Here is a 20,579-nt window from a genome sequence, read left to right on the forward strand (position 1 = left end):
CGGGCACGTGATGCACGCCACACCGGCCGGGGGTGGCCGCAAGTGCCCGGCGCCGGTGCCCAGTTGTCGGGCAGCGGGGTCCGGTGGCGGCGGCCGTGAGGGACCGAAGATGTTTCCCGAACGTGCGTCCCGGTAGCGTCCGCGCCATGGACAGTCAGGGCACTCAGGGCGGCATCACCGTGCAGCGCGCGCTGGAACTCCCCGGGCTGCGCGGCGGGCTCCCCGAGGTCGTCGCGGGCGCGGAACGGCTGCAGCGGACGGTGCGGTGGGTGCACGCGGGCGAGGTGCCCAACATCGCCTCGCTCCTCAAGGGCGGCGAGCTGCTGCTCACCACGGGCCTCGGCCTCGGCGCGCGCCCGGCCGAACAGCGCGCCTTCGTGCGCAACCTCGCCGAGCGGGGCATCGCGGCGCTCGTCGTCGAACTGGGCCCGCGCTTCACCCGGCTGCCCGCGGCGATCGTGGAGACGGCACGCGCCGCCGGGCTGCCGCTGGTGCAGCTGCACCGCGAGGTGCCGTTCGTGACGGTCACCGAAGAGGTGCACACCGAGATCGTCAACGGCCACTACGCGCTGCTCCAGCAGGCCGAGGAGGTGCACCGGCGCTGCACGGAGGCGCTGCTCGGCGGGGGCGGCATCCCGCAGGTCCTCGGGATCCTCGCGGAGTTCAGCGGCAACCCGGTCTTCCTGGAGACGGCGGACGGGCAGCTCCTGTACGCCGCCGGGGCGGGCACCGAGTGCGCGGACCCGCTCCAGGTGTGGGAGGGACTGCGCGGCCGTCCCGTGGACCGGGAGGGTCCGCCGGCGAGCGCGGTCATCGTCGACGTGCCGGGCGGCGGCCCGGGGGCGGGCTCGGTGCGGGCCCGGCTTGCGCTGCTCGCCGTGGAGTCGGCGCCGCTGCCGGTGCACCGCATCGCGGCGGAGCGGGCGGCGGGCAGCCTTGCGGTGGTCCTGATGCAGGCCCGCCAGGAGGAGGAGCTGGCGGCGCGCGGGCGCGGCGACTTCCTCACCGACCTCGCGGAGGGCCGGATCGCCGCGGAGGACGCGCCCGCGCAGGCCCGGGTCCTCGGCTTCAGGCCCGTCCCGGCGGGCAGCCCGCTCCTGCCGGTGGTGATGCGGCTGGCGGACGGGCTGCCGACCGGCGGCGGGTGGGCGGTGCTGGCGCGGGCTGTCGCGGAGGAGCTGGCGTCCGTGGGGGTGCCCGCGCTCCTCGGCGTACGTCCCGTGGAGGGCCGGGTTCCGCTGCTGCTCGGGCTGCGGTCGGAGTCCGAGCGGACCGCGGTCGCCGACCGGGTCGCCGCCGCGCTGCGGGCCGGTGTGGAGCGGGCCGGGATGCAGCGGCCGGGGGCGCAGCCGCCGGTCGTGGTGGTGGGCGTCGCGGGCGGCTGGGCCGCCGCGTCGGCGGGGCTGCGGCACGCGGCGGAGACGGCGACGGCCGCGCAGGGGCTCTCCGACCGGCCCTGGTACGACGCGCGGCGGCTCGACATCGACCTGCTGCTGTGGCGGCTGCACCGCCATGACGAGGACGGGGTCCTCGCCGCGTTCGTGGAGCGCGCCATCGGCCCGCTGCGCGACCACGACCAGCGCTCGAAGCCGCCGCTCCTGCCGACCCTCCAGACCTATCTGGCGCACGCGGGTCGCAAGGCGGAGACGGCGCGCGAGCTGCACCTGAACCGGCAGACCCTGTACAACCGCCTCGCCCGGATCAGCGAGTTGCTCGGCACCGATCTCGACGACCCGCAGACGGTCCTGGCGCTGAGCCTGGCGCTGCGGGCGCGCCGGCACGTGGCCTAGCCGCTCAGCTGTACGGCAGGGGCTGGGTCAGCTCGTCGTAGACGCTGAGCACCTGGGTGACCGTGTCGTCCTCGGTGGGCCAGGTGGCCGCCTGGGCCGTGCCCTTCTCCTTCAGCTCCTCCCGGCGCACCGGATCGGCCAGGAGGCGTACGACGGCGGTGGCGAGGGCCTCCGCGTCGCCGTACGGGACGAGTTCGGCCGCGTCGCCGACGAGTTCGGGGATGCCGCCGACCGCGGTCGCCACGAGCGGCACACGCGCGTGCAGGGCCTCCTGGACGAGTACCGAGCGCGACTCCCAGCTGCTGGGCAGTACGGCGAGGTCGGCGGCGGCGAGCAGGTCGGGGACGTCGTCGCGGCACCCGACGAGGCGCGCCGGGAGCTGTTCGTCCTCGATGCGGCGCTGCAGGAAGGGCCGTTCGGGCCCCTCCCCCGCGACGATCAGGAGCGGTAGCGGGTCCAGGTGGCGCCACGTGCGGGTGGCCTCCAGGAGGACGTCGTAGCCGCGGTTCCGCTCCAGGGCGCCGACGGCCAGGATCAGCGGGCGGTCCACGGCGCCGAGTTCGGCGCGGGCCTTGTGGAGGAGGTGGTCGGGTTCCTCCGCGGGGTCCGGGCGGCGCGGCGCGGGCAGCGCGACGGCCGCGAGACGCGCGTCGCGTGCGCCTCTCCTGCGGGCCCGGTCGACGAGGTCGGACGAGGTGCCGAGGACGACGGCCGCGGCTCTGGCGACGCGGCGCTCCAGCAGACGCAGGACGCGGGCGCGGGCACCCTCCGCATGCGCGCGGGTGTGCCAGGTGACGACGAGCGGGGTGTGCCGCCCGGTCAGCGCGACGGCCGCGCGCAGGGCGGCGTTCAGGCCGTGGGCGTGGACGAGGTCGGCGTCGGCACAGGCGGTGCGTAGAGCGGCGAGGGAGGCGGGGTCGGCGCTGCGGGGCACACAGACGTGGCGGGCGCCGGTGCCGGTGAAGTCGTAGACGCGGGCGGCCTCGTCGGGGGCGCACACCGTGACCCGCACGCCCCGAGCGGCGAGGCCCGTGGCCAGCGATCTGACGTGCGCGCTGCTGCCCGCGCTGCCACCGCCGAGGACCTGCACGGTGTGCAGCGGCGTCTGTCCGTGCGGCGAGTGGGTGCTCACGTGGCTCACGTGGCGGGGGCTCCTGGGTCTGCGTCGTGGGTGCTCGGACGGGTACTCGGGCAGATGCTGCGCCAAGGATGCCAGTTGGCACGGGCGTTCCGGCACTGCCGAAAGGTCACTTCCGCGATTGAACGGGCAACTCCCCGGACGGGATCACCCACACGGGTGAGGTCGACACCGGCGGTGCCCTTCGGCCGGGCCCGGTCCTCTCAGCCCCCGCCGCCCGCCGCCACTGCGCTGACCTTCTCCCCGCGGCACGCGGCGGCCACGAGCGCCGCCGCGTGAGCGGCGAGGCCGGCCCGGCCGTTGCCCACGGCGACGGCGGCACCGAGCGCCGCGCCCAGGGCATGGGCTCCCGCGTCGCCTAGCATCGCGCGCCGGCCGATGTCGTCGGGCAGCACGGCGGCTGCGGCCCCCACGGTCGCGGCGGCGACGACGGCGCCGGGCCCCGCGCGCAGCAGCCCCGGCGCCGCCAGGGCGAGGACGGCCGCGCCGGCCCTGCCCGGCCGTACGTCGACGAGGTTGACGAAGTGCGCGGCCCCCGCGATCACCACGCCCGCAAGCACCTTGTCCCCCGGCCGCTCCTTGAGCAGCGCGCCCGCGGCGAGCCCGGCCGCGGAGACGCCGAACAGCTTCACGGCGCCGCTGGTGACCTCCCCGCCCCGCAACGCGGAGAGATGGGCGCGAAAGCCGCGCCGGGGGTCGCCGACGGCCGTCATGTCGTCGTACGCGCCACAGGCCCCGGCGGCGAGCACGGCCGAGACGACGGCGGTACGGGGTGCGGCGGGCAGCGCAAGGACGCCGGCGGCGGCGCCGAGGCAGGCCGCGGGCCCCGCGTACAGCTCGACGGTCCGCCCCGCGTGGTTGACGCGCTCCCACCGTCTGCCGCCGCCGGGCGGGAAGGTGCGCAGCGCGGCGGTGCCGGCGCGGGTGACGGCTGCGGCGGTGAGGAGGGCCCCGAGACGGGACGCACGCGACATCATGCGGTCACCCTATGACCGGCCCGCCACGCCTCCCCGGCCGCACCCGGCACGGGCGTCCGCGCCGGGCGAACCCCACGAACACGCCCTGCCCGCCCGCCTGTTCGCCGCGCGACACGGGACCTGAAGGGCCGGGGGGCGGGCCTAGGCGTCCCCCCTCGCCGTGGCGAGCAGTTCCTCCGCATGGGCCCGCGCCGTCTGTGAGTCCTCCTGGCCCGCCAGCATGCGCGACAGCTCCCGCACCCGGTCCTCGCCCTCCAGGACCTGCACACCGGACCTGGTCACCATCCCGTCGTTCGTCTTCTCGACGAGCAGCTGACGGTCGGCGAACGCCGCGACCTGCGGCAGGTGCGTGACGACCACGACCTGCGCCGACTTGGCCAGCCGCGCGAGGCGCCGGCCGATCTCGACGGCCGCCTTGCCGCCGACGCCCGCGTCGACCTCGTCGAAAAGGTACGTGGGCACCGGGTCCGTGCCCGCGAAGACGACCTCGACGGCGAGCATCACGCGCGACAGTTCACCGCCGGACGCGCCCTTGGCGATGGGCCGGGGCGGGGCACCCGGGTGGGGGGCGAGGAGCAGCTCGACCTCGTCGACGCCGGCGGGCCCGTACGCGACCGTGCGGCCGCCGACCTCCACCCCGTCACCGCCCTCGGGAACCTCCGTACAGCTGATGGCGATCGACACGCGCGCGTGGGGCATCGCCAGGGAGGCCAGTTCCTCGGTGACGGCCGCCGCGAACCGCGACGCCGCCTCCCGGCGCGCCTCGGTCAGCACCTGGGCGAGCCCCGCGAGCTCGGCGCGGAGCGCGTCCCGCTCGGCGATCAGCTCGCCCAACCGGTCGTCGTCGCCCTCGAGTTCGGTGAGCCGCGCGGCGCCCTCCTCCGCCCAGGCGAGGACGGCGTCGATGTCCTCCCCGTACTTGCGGGTGAGCTGCGTCAGGGCGGCTCTGCGCTCCTCGACGGCGGCGAGCCGCAGCGGGTCGGCGTCGAGGTCGTCGGCGTACCCGGCGAGTTCGCCCGCGACGTCGCCGAGCAGGATCCCGAGCTCGCCGAGCCGGTCGGCGAGCGCGGAGAGGGCCGGGTCGTGGGAGCGTACGGCCTCCAGGGCCCGGGAGGCGCCCGCCACGAGGGCCGTGGCGTCGATGCCCTCGGGGTCCTCGGGGTTGCCCGCGAGCGCGGCGTGCGCGGCGGTGGCGGCGGAGGCGAGCGCCTCCGCGTGGCCGAGCCGCTCGGCCTCGGCGGCGAGCTCGGTGTCCTCGCCGGGGCGCGGTTCGACGGCCGCGATCTCGTCGAGGCCGAAGCGCAGCAGGTCCGCCTCCTGCGCACGCTCACGCGCGCGCGTGGTGATCTCCTCGACCTCCGTGGTGACGGCCCGCAGCCTGCGGTACGCGGCGGTGTACTTGGCGAGCGGCACGGCGACCGCGTCGCCCGCGTACCGGTCGAGGGCGCCGCGCTGCCTGGCCGGTTTGAGCAGCCCCTGCTGGTCGGTCTGGCCGTGTACGGCGACGAGGTCGTCGGCGAGTTCGGAGAGCAGACCCACCGGTACCGACCGCCCGCCGAGGTGCGCCCGCGAGCGGCCCTCCGCCGAGACGGTACGGCTGATGAGCAGCGCGCCGTCGTCCAGTTCGGCCCCGGCCTCTTCCGCGCGTACCGCCGCCGAGCCGTCGGCGGGCACCGTGATGCGCCCCTCCACCACCGCCGACTTCGCGCCGATCCGCACCAGGGCGGGATCCGCGCGGCCGCCGAGCAGCAGGCCGAGGCTGGTGACCACCATCGTCTTGCCCGCCCCGGTCTCGCCCGTCACGGCGGTGAAGCCTGGCGAGAGCTCGACGACAGCGTCGTCGATGACTCCGAGCGACCGTATCCGCATCTCCTCCAACACGCACCTGACCATACGAGGTTTCCCGGGTGCCCCGCGACGTCACCCCTGTGTCGGCCCGCCAAAGCGCAGGTTGGCGACCGGACGGAAGAGGAAGCGTCACTCTCCGAGGGGACGGCTTTGGGCCGCCGGACCCAGGCCGCCGGTGGTCGGCCCCGGTCGGTGGGGTTATCCCCCGCACCATCCACCGGCCCGCCACATGGCCGTCCCGCCGCCCCCTGCCCGACCATGATCCACATGGCAACTGGACTGGCACGGGCCGCGCTGCGCGCCCACCGCCCGGCGTTCGTGGGCACCGCGGTGGCCGCGCTCTTCGCGGCGACCGTGGTGAGCGCGTCGACGATGATGCTCGGCACGACGAGCACGGACCGCGACGACCTCGCAACGCCCACCGGCGGGCTCTCCGCGGCCGCGCGCCGGCAGATCACCGAGAACGGTGTGGGCGACATGGCGGTCGTCCTGCTGATCGGTTCGATCTACATGTCGATATTCGTGGTCATCTCGACGATGGGGACAGCCGTCGCGCAGCAGCACCGCGAGCTCGCGATGGTCCGCTCCATCGGCGCGAGGCCCCGTCAGGTCCGCCGCGCGGTGGCGGTCCAGGCGCTCGCCGCCTCGGTCCCCGCCGCGCTCGCCGGTTTCGTCCTCGGCGGCTTCGGCGCCCGCTGGTGGCACGCGGGCATGGTCGACCACGGACTCCTGCCGACGGAGGCCACGTTCCGCTTCAGCTGGCTCGCGCTGCCGGTCTGCCTCGGCGTGGCCGTGGTGACGACGACGCTCGCCGCGCTGCTGTCCGCGCTGCGGTTCTCCCTGCTGCGCCCGGCGCGCGCGCTCGCCGAGGCGGCGACGGGCCGGCGCGGCCTCGGCATCCTGCGGGCACCGCTGGGCGTCCTCGCCGTGGCGGGGGCGTGCGCGGTCTCCGTACTCCTGTCGCGGCAGCCCGCGGACGAGGCGGGCGAGGGCGCGTTCCTCGTCCTCATCCTCTTCTGCGGGGGCGCCGGACTGCTCGGGCCGCGCCTCATCGGGCCCGCCGCACGGCTGGTCTCCGCGGTTGTGGGCCGGTTCGGTCCGAGCGCGCGCCTGGCGATGCTCAACGTCCGCTCCCAGCCGCGCCGTTTCTCCGCCGCGGTCGTCCCCCTCGTCCTCGTCGTCGGCTTCGGCTCACCAAGATCGGCATGCACACGACGGCCCGGCACCACACGGGCTCGGCGGGCGACGCGGGCGAGGTCTGGCTCGACTACGTGGGCACGGGCCTGTACGCGGGCTTCGCCGCCATCGCCGCGGCGAACACCCTCGCGATGATCTCGTTCGAGCGCCGCCGCGACGTCGCGCTGCTGCGGGTCGTGGGCAGTCAGCGCGCGCAGGTGCGGGTGATGGCGGCCTGGGAGGCGGTGGTCGTGGCGGGGACCGCGCTGCTGCTGGGCGGCGTGATCGCGCTGGTCACGCTGGCGCCGATGCTGCGCTCCGCCTTCGGCAGCGCGCTGCCGTACCTGCCGTGGGCGGTGCCGGTCTCGGTGGCGGCCGGCACGCTGCTGCTGACCCTGCTCGCCACCGGCCTCCCGGTGCGCGCGGTGCTGCGGCACCGGGCGATCACGGTGGTCGGCGCGGCCTGACGCGGCATGACCGGACATGATGCGACGCGGGGGGCTCCGGGAGCCCGCCGCGTCACTCGGTCCTCCGTGCTTCCCGCTACTGCGGCGCCCCCCGCCACCCCGACACCGGCAGCGCGAACTTGGCGACGAGCCGGTCGGTGAACGAGGCATGGTGCAGCCGCGCGAGTCGTACCGGCACCTCGCCCCTGCGCACCTCCACGCGGGCCCCCGAGGGCAGTTCCACGGTCCGCCGCCCGTCGCACCAGAGCACCCCGTGCGGCGTGTGCGGCTGGACCTCGACGGCAAGCACCGAGTCGGGCGAGGTCACCAGGGGCTTGGCGAACAGGGCGTGCGCGCTGATCGGCACCATCAGGAGCGCCTCCACCTCCGGCCACACCACGGGACCGCCCGCCGAGAACGCGTACGCCGTCGAACCGGTCGGGGTGGCGCACACGATGCCGTCGCAGCCGAAGCCGGTGACGGGCCGCCCGTCGATCTCCAGGACGACTTCGAGCATCCGCTCGGGCGACACCTTCTGCACGGCCGCCTCGTTCATCGCCCAGTCCCGGTGCACGACATCGCCGTTGCGGCGCACGATGACATCGATCGTCATCCGCTCCTCGACCTCGTACGCCCGGGTGACCACGCGGTCGACGACCTTGTCGAGGTCGTCGCGCTCGGCCTCGGCGAGGAAGCCCACGCGCCCGAGGTTCACGCCGAGCATCGGCACCCCGGAGGCCCGCGCGAACTCGGCGCCGCGCAGCAGCGTCCCGTCGCCGCCGAGGACGACGATCAGCTCGCAGTCGTCGATGCAGTCGGCCGTGGCCTCCGCGACCGTCTCGACCTCGGGGGGCAGCGGCAGGTCCACGGCCTCCGCGTCCAGCACCCGGACGCCGATGCCGCTGCGCAGCAGCCCCTGGACGACGAGTTCGGCGCTGCGGATCGCCGCGGGGCGCCCGGTGTGCGCGAGCAGGAAGACGGTACGAGCTCTGGTCTGGGTCTTACCGGTCTGGGTCAACGGGGCCCCTCCGCCACGGCACGGTCAACGTCCGCCGGGTCCAGTTCATCGGCCCCGGCACGCAGCCACAGAAAGTACTCGACATTCCCGGAGGGCCCCGGCAGCGGGCTCGCGGTCACCCCGCGCACCCCGAGACCGAGCCCCCACGCCTGCCGCGCGACCTGGCGCACGGTCTCGGCGCGCAGCTCCTCGCTGCGCACCACACCCCCGCTGCCGAGCCGCTCCTTGCCGACCTCGAACTGCGGCTTGACCATGAGGACGAGGTCCGCGTCGGGTGCCGCGCAGCGCGCCAGGGCGGGCAGCACCAGGCCGAGCGGGATGAAGGAGAGGTCGCCGACGACGATGTCGACGGGGACCCCGTCGATGGCTTCGAGCGTCAACTCGCGCACGTTCGTGCGGTCCTTCACGGTGACCCGCTCGTCGCTCTGCAGCGACCACGCGAGCTGGCCGTAGCCGACGTCGACGGCGACGACGTGCGCGGCGCCGGCCCGCAGCAGCACGTCGGTGAAGCCGCCGGTGGAGGCGCCGGCGTCCAGCGCCCGCCGCCCCTCCACGACCAGGCCCTTCGGCACGAAGGCGCTGAGGGCGCCCGCGAGCTTGTGCCCGCCCCGCGAGACGTAGTCGGGGTCGCTGTCGTCCTGCGAGACCACGATCGCGGCGGCCGTCTCGACCTGGGTCGCGGCCTTGGTCGCGACGGTCTTGCCGACCGAGACCCGGCCTGCGGCGATCAGCTGGCTCGCGTGCTCGCGCGAGCGCGCGAGCTTCCTGCGGACGAGCTCGGCGTCGAGGCGGCGTCGTGCCACTCCTGCCACGTTCGGTTCAGCTCCTGTCGTTCCTGTCGTACGAGGATGACGGCGCGCCGGTCGGGGCCGGCGGGCCGGGGCGGGCGTCGAGCGCGGTCAGCGCGTCGCGCAGGCCCCGGTGTACATCCTCGTACACCTCGATGTGGCCGTCCGTGGCGAGGTGGTCGGCGTCGCCGAGCCGGGCGAGCCCGGCGTCCACCTCGGCGTTGCCGGTGGGGGTGCGCTCGACGCCGAGGGGCGCGGGGGCGGCGGGGTCGTACGAAGGCTCCGGCGGGACGGGACCGTCGGCCGCCTCCGGCGGAAGCTGATCCTCCGGCTCCGCCGTTTCCCTCTCGTCCGGGCCCGCGTGCCCGGGGCCCGCGTATGAGTCGCTCATGGCACGACGCTACCCCGAAGGCCTGGGGTACGGTCGATCACGATGGCGACCATGGCGGAGTGCCGCACGGCACTCGACAGACTCTCGGACAACCTCGCGTCGGCCGACGGCGACGTGCGGGGTGCCGCTGCCCTGAACCGCTCGCTGAGCTGCCGCATCACCGACCTCGACGTGACCTTCACTGGCCGCCTCGAGAACGGCCGGATCACGGTGCTGGACAGCCACCCGGGCCCACCGCGCGAGAAGGCGGAGATCCGCCTCGCGATGACCGGCGACGACCTGGTCGCGATGGTCGAGGGCCGGCTCGACTTCGCGCGGGCGTGGGCCTCGGGCCGCGTCAAGCTGGAAGCGGGCTTCCGGGATCTGCTGCGGCTCAGATCCCTGCTCTGACCGGGCTCCGGCGTCCCGCGCGGGTCGCCGGGACGACCAGTGGCGTCCCGCTCTCCGGGTCCTCGATGATCCGGCAGTCGATGTCGAAGGCCTCCTTCACCAGCTCCGCCGTGACGATCTCGGACGGCGGGCCCTCGGCGATGACCGCGCCGTCGCGCAGGGCGATGAGGTGCGTGGCGTAGCGGGCGGCGTGGTTCAGGTCGTGCAGGACGGCGACGAGGGTGCGGCCCTGCTCCTCGTGGAGGTCGGCGCAGAGGTCCAGGACGTCCAGCTGGTGCTGGATGTCGAGGAAGGTCGTGGGCTCGTCGAGGAGGAGCAGCGGGGTCTGCTGGGCGAGCGCCATGGCGATCCAGACGCGCTGGCGCTGGCCGCCGGAGAGTTCGTCGACATGGCGCTCGGCGAGTTCGCGGACGCCGGTCGCGGCCATGGACTCCCCGACGATCCGCTCGTCCTCCTCCGACCACTGCCGCAGGAGCCCCTGGTGGGGGTAGCGGCCGCGGGCGACCAGGTCGCCGACGGTGATGCCGTCGGGCGCGATGGACGACTGCGGCAGCAGGCCGAGTGTCCTCGCCACCTTCTTCGCCGGCATCGACTGGATGACGTGCCCGTCGAGCAGCACCCGCCCCGCGGCCGGCTTGAGCATCCGGGACAGGGCGCGGAGCAGCGTGGACTTGCCGCACGCGTTGGGGCCCACGATCACGGTGAAGGAGTTGTCGGGGATCTCGACGGACAGCTTCTCCGCGATGACGCGCTGGTCATAGCCGAGGGTGACGTCGTCGGCGATGAGCCGGTTCACAGCAGCACGCTCCTGGTCCTTGGGGTGTTTCTCGGTCATATCCGGCCCGCCTTGCGCTGGGTGAGGAGCAGCCAGAGCAGATAGACGCCGCCGAGGACGCCGGTGACGACGCCGACGGGCAGCTGGTCGGCGCCGAACGCCCGCTGCGAGCCCCAGTCCGCGACGATCAGGAGCGTGGCGCCCATGAACATCGCGGGCATCAGATTGGGCCCCGGCGAACGCGTGAGGCGGCGGGCGAGCTGCGGGGCGGTGAGCGCGACGAAGCTGACCGGGCCCGCGGCGGCGGTGGCGGCCGCGGTGAGCAGGACGGAGGCGGTCAGCAGGACGAACCGGGTGCGCTCGACCCGTACGCCGAGCGCGTTGGCGACGTCGTCCCCCATCTCCAGCATCCGCAGCGGCCGCCCGTACACGAGGACGAGCGGTACGAGGACGGCGCAGAGCGCGAGAAGGGGCCAGACCTGGTCCCAGTCACGGCCGTTGAGCGAGCCGGTCATCCAGACCACGGAGCGGGCGGCGTCGACGAAGTCGGCCTTGGTGAGCAGATAGCCGTTGATGGCCGTGATGAACGCGGAGACGCCGATGCCGACCAGGACGAGCCGGTAGCCGTGCACCCCGCGCTTCCAGGCGAGCAGGTAGATGGCGAGGCCGGTGACGAGGCCGCCGACGAGCGCGCCGCCCGCGACCTGGACGGCGGACCCCTGGAACAGGACGATCATGGTGAGCGCCCCGGCGGTCGACCCCTGTCCGAGGCCGAGGACGTCCGGGCTGCCGAGCGGGTTGCGGGCGATGGACTGGAAGAGCGCGCCGCCGAGTCCGAGGGCCGCGCCGACCAGGAGCCCGACCAGGACCCGCGGCAGGCGCAGGTCGTTGATGATGAACTCCTGCCCGGCGTCGCCGTCGCCGAACAGGGTGCGGATGACGTCGGCGGCCGGGATGTCGAAGTCGCCGGTGCCGATGAGGACGACGCTCGCGACGAGCGCGGCCGCGACGAGCAGGGCGACGACCACGGCCGTACGGACGTCGAGCCGGACGGAGAGGCCGCCCCTGGTGCGTAGGGCCTTCACAGCTGGGCCACCTTCCGCCGGCGCACGAGGAAGACGAAGACGGGCGCGCCGATGACCGCCGTCACGATGCCCACCTGGAGCTCCGCGGGCCGCGCCACCATGCGTCCGACGACGTCCGCGCCGAGGAGCAGCACCGGGGAGAGGACGGCGGCGTACGGCAGGATCCAGCGCATGTCGGGTCCGGTGAAGGAGCGCACGACGTGCGGCACCATCAGGCCGACGAAGACGATGGGCCCGCAGGAGGCGGTCGCGGCCCCGCACAGCAGGGTCGCCGCGGCCATGGAGAGCGCGCGGGTGCGCGTCAGATGGGCGCCGAGCGCGCGGGCGGTGTCGTCGCCCATGGCCATGGCGTTCAGCGGCCTGGCCAGCGAGAGGGCGACCACGGTGCCGACCGCGAGGAAGGGCAGGACCTGCTGGATGGTGTCCATGCTGGCCGAGGCCAGGGATCCGACCGTCCAGAAGCGCATCTTGTTGAGCGCGGCGCCGTCCATGATCATGACGGCCTGGAGGTAGCCGTAGAGCGCCGCGCTGATCGCGGTGCCGGCGAGGGCGAGCCGTACCGGCGTCGCGCCGCGGGTGCCGCCGAGGAGGAAGAGCAGGATGCCGACGAGCACGGCGCCGAGGAAGGCGAACCACACGTAGCCGCTCAGCGAGGTGATGCCGAAGAAGCTGATCGCGCTGACGACCGCGGCGGAGGCGCCGAGGTTGATGCCGAGGAGCCCGGGGTCGGCCAGCGGGTTGCGGGTGAGCGCCTGGAGCACGGCGCCGGAGAGGCCGAGGGCGACCCCGGCGAGCAGTCCGAGGAGGCTGCGCGCGAGGCGCTCGCCGACGACGACGTCCCCGTAGGTGCCGGTGTCCTGGAACAGTCCGTGCCAGACCTGGTCCATGGGCATCGATTTGGCGCCGACCGCGATGCTCGCCAGGAAGACGAGGAGCAGGACGGCCACCGAGACGAGCAACCCGATGCTGCGTATCGCGCGGCGGCTGGGGGGCGCGGAGGCGGCCTCCGCGCGCGCTTCTGGGGGACTGTCGACCAACACCTGGTTAGGTTAGCCTACCCTCGCACTGGACTTCGACGAGAGAAGCGCCACCCATGCCCACGCGCCCGCACCTCTCCCCGCCTGCCCCGGACCGCCACCGGATATCCGGCGGCGCCGGCGAGAAGTCGGGGAGGCTCCCGCGATGACCGGCTCCCCGTACCGGTACTTCGACACCGAGGTCCTGCGCACCGAACGCCTCACCCCCGCCATGATCCGCGTCATTCTCGGCGGCGCCGGTCTGCCGCAGATGGCCACCGCGGGCCGCGACCAGCGCATCAAGATCTTCCTGCCGCACCCCGGCCAGGACCGCCCGGTCATGCCGGACACCGGCTCCGGGGACACCGCAGGCTGGTACGCCGCCTGGTGCGCCCTCGACCCGTCGGTGCGGGGCATCATGCGCACGTACACGACCCGGGAACTGCGCCGCGACCCGCATGAGTTGACCATCGACTTCGCCGTCCACGGCCCGGCCGCCTCACCCGCCGACGGCCCGGCGACGAGCTGGGCGCGGACGGCGCGGCCCGGCGCCCGCATCGGCGTCCTCGGCCCGGTCGACGAGGAGAACTCCGCGTACGACTTCCGGCCGCCGAAGGAGACCGACTGGCTGCTCCTGGCCGCCGACGAGTCGGCCCTGCCCGCCGTGGCGAACATCCTCCAGACGCTCCCCACGGGTCTGCCGGCCCGCGTCTGGATCGAACTCGGCGACCTCGCCGACCGCCAGTATCTGCCCACGAAGGCCGACGCCGAGATCCACTGGCTCACCGGGGAGGGCGCCACCGTGCAGGCGATCCGCGGTGCGGACCTCCCCGACGGCACGCCCTACGCGTGGATCGCCGGCGAGTCCGCGACCGTCAGGGCCGTCCGCCGCCACCTCGTCCAGGACCGCGGCCTCGACCGCGGCAGGGTGTCGTTCTCGGGGTACTGGCGCAAGGGAACGACGACGGACCAGCTCATCGAGAGCGGCGAGACCGTGTGACCACCCGCCCGCGTACGACCACAGCGGGCGCGCCCCGTCGACGGCGGGAGCGCGCGAGCACCCGGACTCACACCCCGAGCCGCGCCAGCACCTTCTCCGCGTCCAGCCCGCACACGCCGTCCCCGGCATCCGTCCAGGCCGCCGCGCACAGCGCCCGCAGGCCGTCGAGAGCATCCCCGTCACCGTCCAGCGCGAGCGCCCCGTCCCGCACCGAAGCGGTCCACCCGCCGCAGCCGAACCCGCCCTCCACCGGGGCGACTTCCGGCTGCCCGGCGAGCAGGCCACGCAGGTCGGCGGCGACATACGTCGGCCGGTGCTCGGGGCGCGCGGCGAGCAGCTGCGCGCCGTCCGTGACGCCGGTCAGCACCAGCAGCGAGTCCACCTCGCCGTTGAACGCGCCCTCGATGTCCGTGTCCAGGCGGTCGCCCACCACCAGCGGCTTCTTCGCGCCCGTCCGCAGGATCGTCTCCCGGTGCATGGGCGGCAGCGGCTTCCCCGCCACCTGCGGGTCCGCGCCCGTCGCGATCCGGACGACCTCGACCGCCGCGCCGTTCCCCGGCGCGATGCCGCGGGCGCTCGGGATCGTCAGGTCCGTGTTCGACGCGAACCACGGCACTCCGCGGGCGATCGCGTAACAGGCCTCGGCGAACCGCTCCCACCTCAACTCCGGCCCGCCGTACCCCTGCACCACCGCGGCCGGGTCGTCGTCGGCCGACTCGACCGGCTCCAGGCCCCGCTCGCACAGCGCGACCCGCAGCCCCTCGCCGCCGATCACCAACACCCGCGCGCCCTCGGGCACTTGCTCGCTCACCAGCCGGGCGACCGCCTGCGCCGAGGTGATGACGTCCGACCCGTCGGCCGGAATACCCAGCTCCGTCAGGTGCTCCGCCACGGCCTCCGGGGGACGCAGCGCGTTGTTCGTGACGTACGCGAGGTGCATGCCGCCGTCGCGCGCGGTGCCGAGCGACTCGACGGCGTGCTCGATGGCCCGCCCGCCCTTGTACACCACCCCGTCCAGGTCGAGCAGAGCCGTGTCGTAGGCCTCACTGAGCGGCCGTCCACTGCCCGCGGGCCGCGTCCTGACGTCCCGGGCCGCACTTCGGTCCGCGCTCTGGCTCATTACACATCTCTCCTCGCTCGATCCCACTCCCCCGATCATCGCTTATGCCACTGACACACATACGATGCCCTAATGAACACAGCGGGTCACACCGACGACAGCGGCCTCGACCTGATCCCGTTCCGGGGCGTGCGCTATGTCCCCGAGCGGGTCGGCAGTCTGGCCGCGGTGACCTCACCGCCGTACGACGTGGTGGTGCGGCCGGACGGCCTGCTCCACCTGGAGTCCGCCGACCCGCACAACATCGTCCGCCTGATCCTCCCGCAGGCCACCACCCCTGCGGCCCGCAACCAACAGGCCGCGGACACCCTGCACACCTGGCTCGCCGAAGGCATCCTCGCCCCCGACACCGAGCCCAGTCTGTACGTCTACGAACAGCAGGGCGACGGCATACTGCAGCGCGGCGTCATCGGCGCGCTGCGCCTCTCCGAGGCCGCGGACGGCGTCGTCCTGCCGCACGAGGGCGTCATGCCGCACGTCGTCGGGGACCGCGCCGCCCTGATGCGGGCGACCTCGGCCAACCTGGAGCCGCTGCTCCTCACCTACCGCAGCGAAGGTGAGGGTGCCCCGAAGAGCGCTGCGGCCGTCATCGAGGAGACCGCGGGGCGCGAGCCCCTCCTCTCCACGACCACGGAGGACGGCTTCCACCACCGCCTGTGGTCGGTGACCGACCCGGCCGAGATCGCCGGGATCCGGTCCGACCTCTGCCGCCACCAGGCCCTGATCGCGGACGGCCACCACCGCTGGGCGACCAACCTGCGCCTGCGTGCCGAGCACCCGTCACCGAGCGCCTGGGACTACGGCCTCGTACTCCTGGTGGACACCGCCCGCTACCCGCTGCGCGTCCGCGCCATCCACCGCTATCTGCACCGGCTGCCGGTCTCCGAGGCCCTGCGCGCCCTCGACGGGTCCTTCCGGGTACGGACGGTCGAGGGCTCCCTCGACCACGCCCTGGAAGCCCTCGCCGAGGCCGCCGCCAAGGGCAACGCCTTCGTCCTCGCCGGCGACGGCGCCTTCCACCTCGTCGACCGGCCGTCCGCGGAGCTCCTCGCGCGCACCGTGCCCGCCGACCACCCGGAGGCCTGGCGCACCCTCGACGCGACCGTTCTGCACGCCACCCTCCTCGATCACGTGTGGCGGATCCCGGACACCCCGGACCACATCGCGTACATCCACGACACCGCCGCGACGGTGGAGAAGGCCGAACGCGACGGCGGTACGGCGGTCCTGATGCACCCGGTCCGCGAGGAGGTCGTCCGCGACCTCGCCCGGCAGGGCGTGACGATGCCCCGCAAGTCGACGTCCTTCGGGCCGAAACCGGCGACGGGCCTGGTCCTGCGCGACCTCACGTTCTGAACGTTCTGAACGACGGCGTCACCGGCGGGAATTGAGCCGGGCCGCCTGACGCGTCAGGTGGTCGCGCTCGGCGAGGTTGCCCGCCTTCAAAGCGGCCTCGGCGTACAGCCGCGCCGCCTTCGCCAGGTCACCGTCGCGCTCGTGGAGGTAGGCCGCCACGGCCGTGTACCGGGGCAGGGCCTCGTCCAGTTCCGCGAGCGCCTTCAGGCCGGCGCGCGGCCCGTCGGCCTCACCGACGGCGACCGCGCGGTTGAGCCGGACGACGGGATTGCCGGTCAGCCGCGCCAGCTCGTCGTACCACTCGACGATCTGCACCCAGTCGGTCTCCTCGGCGGTCGGCGCGTCGGCGTGCAGCGCCGCGACGGCGGCCTGCGCCTGGAACTCCCCGAGCCGGTCGCGGGCGAGGGCCCCCTGAAGGATCGTGACCCCCTCGGCGATCATCTCCGTGTCCCACCGGCCGCGGTCCTGCTCCGCGAGCGGTACGAGGCCGCCGTCCGGAGTGGTCCGTGCCGCGCGCCGCGCGTGGTGGAGCAGCATGAGGGCGAGCAGCCCCGCCACCTCGGGGTGGTCGATCACCGCCGCGAGCTGCCGGGTGAGCCGGATCGCCTCGGCCGCGAGGTCGACGTCGCCCGAATAGCCCTCGTTGAAGACGAGGTAGAGGACGCGCAGCACGGTCGCCACATCCCCGGGCCGGTCGAACCGTACGCCGGAGACGGTGCGCTTGGCCCGGCTGATGCGCTGCGCCATGGTCGCCTCGGGCACCAGGTAGGCCCGGGCGATCTGCCGCGTCGTCAGACCGCCCACGGCGCGCAGCGTGAGAGCGACCGCGGACGACGGCGTCAGCGACGGGTGGGCGCAGAGGAAGTAGAGCTGGAGCGTGTCGTCCACGGCGGGCGCGGGGCCGGGCACCGGCTCCTCTTCGACGCGGTCCTCGCGGCGGCGGCGGGCGGTGTCCGCCCGGGTCGCGTCGAGGAACTTCCGCCAGGCCACGGTGGTCAGCCAGCCCTTCGGATCCCGTGGCTGCTCGGCCGGCCAGACCCGGACCGCCTCGACGAGCGCGTCCTGCACGGCGTCCTCGGCGGCCGCGAAGTCGGCTCCGCGGCGGACGAGGACGGCGAGCACGCCCGGGGTGAGGCTGCGGAGGAGGGCCTCGTTCACTTGTGGGGGCACTGCTCGGTGGAGGGCGTCGCGGTCATGAAGGGCCGCACCTCCAGCCACTCGTGGATCGGCTTGCCGCCGGCTCCGGGGGCGGCCGACAGTTCACCGGCCAGCTCGATGGCCCGCTCGTAACTGTCGACGTCGATCACCATCCACCCGGCGATGAGGTCCTTCGTCTCCGCGAACGGACCATCGGTGACCGGCGGACGCCCCTCCCCGTCGTACCGGACCCACGTCCCCTCCGGAGCCACGGCCTGACCGTCGATGAACTCGCCGGTCTTCTCCAGCCGGGCCGCGAAGTCGTTCATGTACTTCATGTGCGCGGAGACCTCTTCGGGCGTCCACTGGTCCATCCGCACGTCGTTCACCGGAGCCGGGGCGCCGCGGTAGTGCTTGAGCAGCAGGTACTTCGCCATCGTCGTTCTCCTCGGTGCTGTGCGACCCGTTCTGGCCGCGTTCACTACGGGGACGGAGCCGCTCGGAGATTCTCGACACTATCCCCCGAAACTTTTTCGGAGGAGCTCATGACGAGGTCCGGACGAGGTCACGGAGCACAAAAAAGGGCGGGCCCCCAGGGGGCCCGCCCTCTCACTCTTCAACCTCACCGGTGCCCGGCATCGCGCGGCCGGGCGGTCCGGTCAGTCCTCGTCGACGTCCCGGCGGACCGGCTCCGCGGAGTCCTCGCCGCTCTCACCGCGCGCGACGTCCTCGTCCAGCTCGTCGGGCCGCTCGTCGTCACGCTCCTCGTCCTCCACCAGGGCGTCGACGAACTCGACGCCGTCCAGCTCGGCGAGGCGGTCCGAGGCGTCGGTGCTGCCGTCCTTGTCGGACTCGATGACCTTCGCGAACCACTCGCGCGCCTCGTCCTCACGTCCGGCCGCGAGCAGCGCGTCCGCGTACGCGTACCGCAGCCGGGCCGTCCAGGGCTGCACGGAGTTCGACGCCAGCTCGGGGCTCTGCAGGGTGACGATGGCCGCGTCGATCTGGTCCAGGTCGCGGCGGGCCCCGGCGGCGACGAGCCGCATCTCGACCTGTCCCGCCTTGTCGAGCTTGTGCACCTCGGGTGCGCCGGCCATCTCCAGCGCCTTCTCGGGCCGGCCGAGGCCGCGCTCGCAGTCCGCCATGACGGGCCACAGCTCGACGCTGCCGGTCATCCGCCGTGCGGCACGGAACTCGGCGAGCGCCTCGCTGTACTTCTGGTTCGCGTACGCGGCGAAGCCGGCGGCCTCGCGCACCGCGGCGACCCTGGAGGCCAGCCGCAGCGCGATCCGGGAGTAGGCGTACGCCTGCTCGGGGTCCTCGTCGATGAGCTTGGCGACCATCACCAGGTTCCTGGCGACGTCCTCCGCGAGCCCCTTGGGAAGGCTCTGCAGCTCCTGCTGGACGTCCTTGTCGATCTCGTGACCGGTGACGTCGTCCGGGATCGGCAGCCGCTTGATGGGCTCGCGGTCACGGTCGCGGTCGTCACGCCCACCGCGGTATCCACCCCGGTCGCCGTCCCGCCGGTCGTCGCGCCCACGGAACCCACCGGGGCGCCCGCCGCGGTCGTCACGGCGCGGTCCTCCGTACCCGCGGTCGTCGCCGCGCCCACGGTCGTCGCGCCCACCGCGGTAGCCACCGCCACCGCGGTTGTCGTCACGCCGGTCGTCGCGCCCACGGAACCCACCGCGGTCCCCGCTGTCGCGCCGATCGTCCCTGCGGTCGTACGAGCGGTCGTCGCGGCGATCGTCACGGCGGAAGCCACCGCGGTCGCCGCGGTCGTTGTCCCGACGGTCGTCACGGCGATCGTCACGCCGGTCATCGCGGCGGAAGGGAGGCCGGTCGCCATCACGACGCGGGCCGGCGGGACGGTCGTCACGGCGGAAACCGCCACGGTCACCGTCACGACGGTCATCGCGCCCACGGAAGCCGCCACCGCCGCGGTTGTCGTCGCGCCGGTCGTCGCGACGGAAGCCACCACGGTCGCCGCGGTCGTTGTCCCGACGGTCATCGCGGCGGTCGTCACGCCCGCGGAAGCCGCCGCCGCCACGGTTGTCGTCACGCCGGTCATCGCGACGGAAGCCACCACGGTCGCCGCGGTCGTTGTCCCGACGGTCATCCCGGCGATCGTCACGACGGAAGGGAGGCCGGTCGCCATCACGACGCGGCCCGCCGGAGCGGTCGTCACGACGGAAGCCGCCACGGTCCCCGTCACGACGGTCATCGCGCCCGCGGAAGCCGCCGCCGCCACGGTTGTCGTCACGGCGGTCATCGCGACGGAAACCACCACGGTCATCGCGACGGTCGTTGTCCCGGCGATCGTCACGACGGAAGGGAGGCCGGTCACCATCACGACGCGGGCCGGCGGGACGGTCGTCACGACGGAAACCGCCACGGTCCCCGTCACGACGGTCGCGGTCGTCACGGCGCGGCCCGCTGGGCCGGTCATCGCGACGGAACGGAGGACGTCCGCCACGGTCGCCCTCGCGCCGGTCGTCCCGGCGGTCGTCGCGGCCACGGAAGCCGCCGCCACGGTTGTCGTCACGCCGGTCATCGCGACGGAAACCACCGCGGTCGCCGCGGTCGCGGTCGTCACGACGGGGAGCCCCGCGGTATCCGCCCCGGTCACCACCGTCCCGGCTGCGCTGCTCGCGCTCCGGTCGCTCGTCGGGAGAGTTGGGGGACATCGGTGACTCCTAGTCTTCGGTACCGCAGTCATTCTCGCGCAGCCTGCAGGCCGGCGCGCTTCGACAAAAACAAAAGGACCCTTGGTCCCAGCGTGGACGCTGGGACCAAGGGTCCTCCAAAAATTGTTCGGCGGCGTCCTACTCTCCCACAGGGTCCCCCCTGCAGTACCATCGGCGCTTTGAGGCTTAGCTTCCGGGTTCGGAATGTAACCGGGCGTTTCCCTCACGCTATGACCACCGAAACCCTATGAAATATCCTACGGAGACGCAGGATCTCAAACAGGGCAGCGAACAAGCACACTTTTCAATTAATAGTGACGCTGTTCAGCCGACACAACTGTTCGTTGTTTCAGAACCAACACAGTGGACGCGAGCAACTGAGGACAAGCCCTCGGCCTATTAGTACCAGTCACCTCCACCCGTTACCGGGCTTCCAGATCT

General features: G+C 73.8%; 20 protein-coding genes and 1 rRNA gene. 7 read left to right on the forward strand and 14 right to left on the reverse strand.

Translation table 11 applies throughout. The features are described 5' to 3' along the window. Nucleotides 1–146 precede the first annotated feature (146 nt). The gene (locus ACZ7DY_RS36260) at nt 147–1,790 is read left to right on the forward strand and encodes a PucR family transcriptional regulator (protein ID WP_471143453.1); all 1,644 of its coding nucleotides are present in this window, start codon (nt 147–149) and stop codon (nt 1,788–1,790) included. A 4-nt stretch (nt 1,791–1,794) separates the two neighbouring features. Here ACZ7DY_RS36260 and ACZ7DY_RS36265 read toward each other — a convergent pair whose 3' ends face one another. The 3 genes from ACZ7DY_RS36265 to recN all read right to left on the reverse strand — a co-directional run bounded on the left by ACZ7DY_RS36265 (nt 1,795) and on the right by recN (nt 5,798). Continuing rightward, a complete protein-coding gene (locus ACZ7DY_RS36265) occupies nt 1,795–2,931 on the reverse strand; it encodes a glycosyltransferase family 4 protein (protein WP_471143455.1) in 1,137 nt (378 codons plus the stop codon). Nucleotides 2,932–3,131: 200 nt separating this feature from the next. Further along, on the reverse strand, nt 3,132–3,905 hold the full coding sequence (locus tag ACZ7DY_RS36270; protein ID WP_471143457.1) for a hypothetical protein: 774 nt from the start codon (nt 3,903–3,905) through the stop codon (nt 3,132–3,134). A 141-nt stretch (nt 3,906–4,046) separates the two neighbouring features. Beyond that, nucleotides 4,047–5,798, reverse strand: coding sequence for a DNA repair protein RecN (recN, locus tag ACZ7DY_RS36275; protein WP_471143459.1), 1,752 nt, complete (start codon nt 5,796–5,798; stop codon nt 4,047–4,049). Nucleotides 5,799–6,020: 222 nt separating this feature from the next. Here recN and ACZ7DY_RS36280 point away from each other — a divergent pair, with 222 nt between their 5' ends. Next, on the forward strand, nt 6,021–7,085 hold the full coding sequence (locus ACZ7DY_RS36280) for an FtsX-like permease family protein (protein WP_471143461.1): 1,065 nt from the start codon (nt 6,021–6,023) through the stop codon (nt 7,083–7,085). Then, nucleotides 7,025–7,396: an FtsX-like permease family protein gene (locus ACZ7DY_RS36285; RefSeq protein ID WP_471143463.1), complete on the forward strand. Its 372-nt coding sequence runs from the start codon at nt 7,025–7,027 to the stop codon at nt 7,394–7,396. Before ACZ7DY_RS36280 ends, ACZ7DY_RS36285 begins: the two co-directional genes overlap by 61 nt. 76 nt (nt 7,397–7,472) lie before the next feature. Here ACZ7DY_RS36285 and ACZ7DY_RS36290 read toward each other — a convergent pair whose 3' ends face one another. The 3 genes from ACZ7DY_RS36290 to ACZ7DY_RS36300 are packed head-to-tail and all read right to left on the reverse strand — an operon-like array spanning nt 7,473 to nt 9,572. Next, nucleotides 7,473–8,393, reverse strand: coding sequence for an NAD kinase (locus tag ACZ7DY_RS36290; protein WP_471143466.1), 921 nt, complete (start codon nt 8,391–8,393; stop codon nt 7,473–7,475). Continuing rightward, nucleotides 8,390–9,205 carry a TlyA family RNA methyltransferase gene (locus ACZ7DY_RS36295; RefSeq protein WP_471143469.1) on the reverse strand — a complete coding sequence of 272 codons (816 nt, stop codon included), beginning with the start codon at nt 9,203–9,205 and terminating at the stop codon, nt 8,390–8,392. The genes ACZ7DY_RS36290 and ACZ7DY_RS36295 overlap by 4 nt, the downstream gene beginning before the upstream one ends. A gap of 7 nt (nt 9,206–9,212) precedes the next feature. Then, the gene (locus tag ACZ7DY_RS36300; protein ID WP_471143470.1) at nt 9,213–9,572 is read right to left on the reverse strand and encodes a hypothetical protein; all 360 of its coding nucleotides are present in this window, start codon (nt 9,570–9,572) and stop codon (nt 9,213–9,215) included. Nucleotides 9,573–9,614: 42 nt separating this feature from the next. On the opposite strand from ACZ7DY_RS36300, the gene ACZ7DY_RS36305 reads away from it, so the two are divergent. After that, nucleotides 9,615–9,962: an alkyl sulfatase C-terminal domain-containing protein gene (locus ACZ7DY_RS36305; RefSeq protein WP_471143472.1), complete on the forward strand. Its 348-nt coding sequence runs from the start codon at nt 9,615–9,617 to the stop codon at nt 9,960–9,962. Here the strand turns inward: ACZ7DY_RS36305 and ACZ7DY_RS36310 are convergent. From ACZ7DY_RS36310 to ACZ7DY_RS36320, 3 genes are read right to left on the reverse strand one after another with little or no spacing between them, the layout of a single operon-like run. Beyond that, nucleotides 9,946–10,797 (reverse strand): ABC transporter ATP-binding protein, encoded by an 852-nt coding sequence (locus tag ACZ7DY_RS36310; RefSeq protein WP_471143474.1) that lies wholly within the window; start codon nt 10,795–10,797, stop codon nt 9,946–9,948. The two genes, ACZ7DY_RS36305 and ACZ7DY_RS36310, sit on opposite strands and share 17 nt — an antisense overlap. Continuing rightward, complete coding sequence (locus ACZ7DY_RS36315) at nt 10,794–11,822, reverse strand: FecCD family ABC transporter permease (protein WP_471143476.1); 1,029 nt, start codon at nt 11,820–11,822, stop codon at nt 10,794–10,796. The genes ACZ7DY_RS36310 and ACZ7DY_RS36315 overlap by 4 nt, the downstream gene beginning before the upstream one ends. Then, complete coding sequence (locus ACZ7DY_RS36320; protein WP_471143478.1) at nt 11,819–12,862, reverse strand: FecCD family ABC transporter permease; 1,044 nt, start codon at nt 12,860–12,862, stop codon at nt 11,819–11,821. The genes ACZ7DY_RS36315 and ACZ7DY_RS36320 overlap by 4 nt, the downstream gene beginning before the upstream one ends. Nucleotides 12,863–13,004: 142 nt before the next feature. Here ACZ7DY_RS36320 and ACZ7DY_RS36325 point away from each other — a divergent pair, with 142 nt between their 5' ends. Next, nucleotides 13,005–13,838, forward strand: a complete 834-nt coding sequence (locus ACZ7DY_RS36325; protein WP_471143480.1) for a siderophore-interacting protein — start codon at nt 13,005–13,007, stop codon at nt 13,836–13,838. 67 nt (nt 13,839–13,905) lie between these two features. Here the strand turns inward: ACZ7DY_RS36325 and ACZ7DY_RS36330 are convergent, their stop codons facing one another. Continuing rightward, nucleotides 13,906–14,958: an HAD hydrolase-like protein gene (locus ACZ7DY_RS36330; protein ID WP_471143482.1), complete on the reverse strand. Its 1,053-nt coding sequence runs from the start codon at nt 14,956–14,958 to the stop codon at nt 13,906–13,908. A gap of 72 nt (nt 14,959–15,030) precedes the next feature. Between ACZ7DY_RS36330 and ACZ7DY_RS36335 the strand changes: the two genes are divergently transcribed. Then, complete coding sequence (locus ACZ7DY_RS36335; RefSeq protein ID WP_471143485.1) at nt 15,031–16,314, forward strand: DUF1015 family protein; 1,284 nt, start codon at nt 15,031–15,033, stop codon at nt 16,312–16,314. 18 nt (nt 16,315–16,332) lie between these two features. Here the strand turns inward: ACZ7DY_RS36335 and ACZ7DY_RS36340 are convergent, their stop codons facing one another. The 3 genes from ACZ7DY_RS36340 to ACZ7DY_RS36350 all read right to left on the reverse strand — a co-directional run bounded on the left by ACZ7DY_RS36340 (nt 16,333) and on the right by ACZ7DY_RS36350 (nt 18,902). Further along, nucleotides 16,333–17,472: an RNA polymerase sigma factor gene (locus ACZ7DY_RS36340; protein WP_471143487.1), complete on the reverse strand. Its 1,140-nt coding sequence runs from the start codon at nt 17,470–17,472 to the stop codon at nt 16,333–16,335. Beyond that, nucleotides 17,469–17,888, reverse strand: coding sequence for a YciI family protein (locus ACZ7DY_RS36345; protein WP_471143490.1), 420 nt, complete (start codon nt 17,886–17,888; stop codon nt 17,469–17,471). Before ACZ7DY_RS36345 ends, ACZ7DY_RS36340 begins: the two co-directional genes overlap by 4 nt. A gap of 222 nt (nt 17,889–18,110) precedes the next feature. Further along, entirely contained in the window at nt 18,111–18,902 is a 792-nt protein-coding gene (locus ACZ7DY_RS36350) for a tetratricopeptide repeat protein (protein ID WP_471143498.1), read from the reverse strand. Between ACZ7DY_RS36350 and ACZ7DY_RS36355 the strand changes: the two genes are divergently transcribed. After that, nucleotides 18,873–20,144, forward strand: coding sequence for a hypothetical protein (locus tag ACZ7DY_RS36355; RefSeq protein WP_471143501.1), 1,272 nt, complete (start codon nt 18,873–18,875; stop codon nt 20,142–20,144). The genes ACZ7DY_RS36350 and ACZ7DY_RS36355 overlap by 30 nt on opposite strands. Nucleotides 20,145–20,263: 119 nt before the next feature. On the opposite strand, the gene rrf is transcribed toward ACZ7DY_RS36355, so the two are convergent. Further along, nucleotides 20,264–20,380, reverse strand: a 5S ribosomal RNA gene (rrf, locus tag ACZ7DY_RS36360). Between the last annotated feature and the right edge of the window lie 199 nt (nt 20,381–20,579).

It is taken from the genome of Streptomyces sp. NPDC037013, from assembly GCF_055607265.1.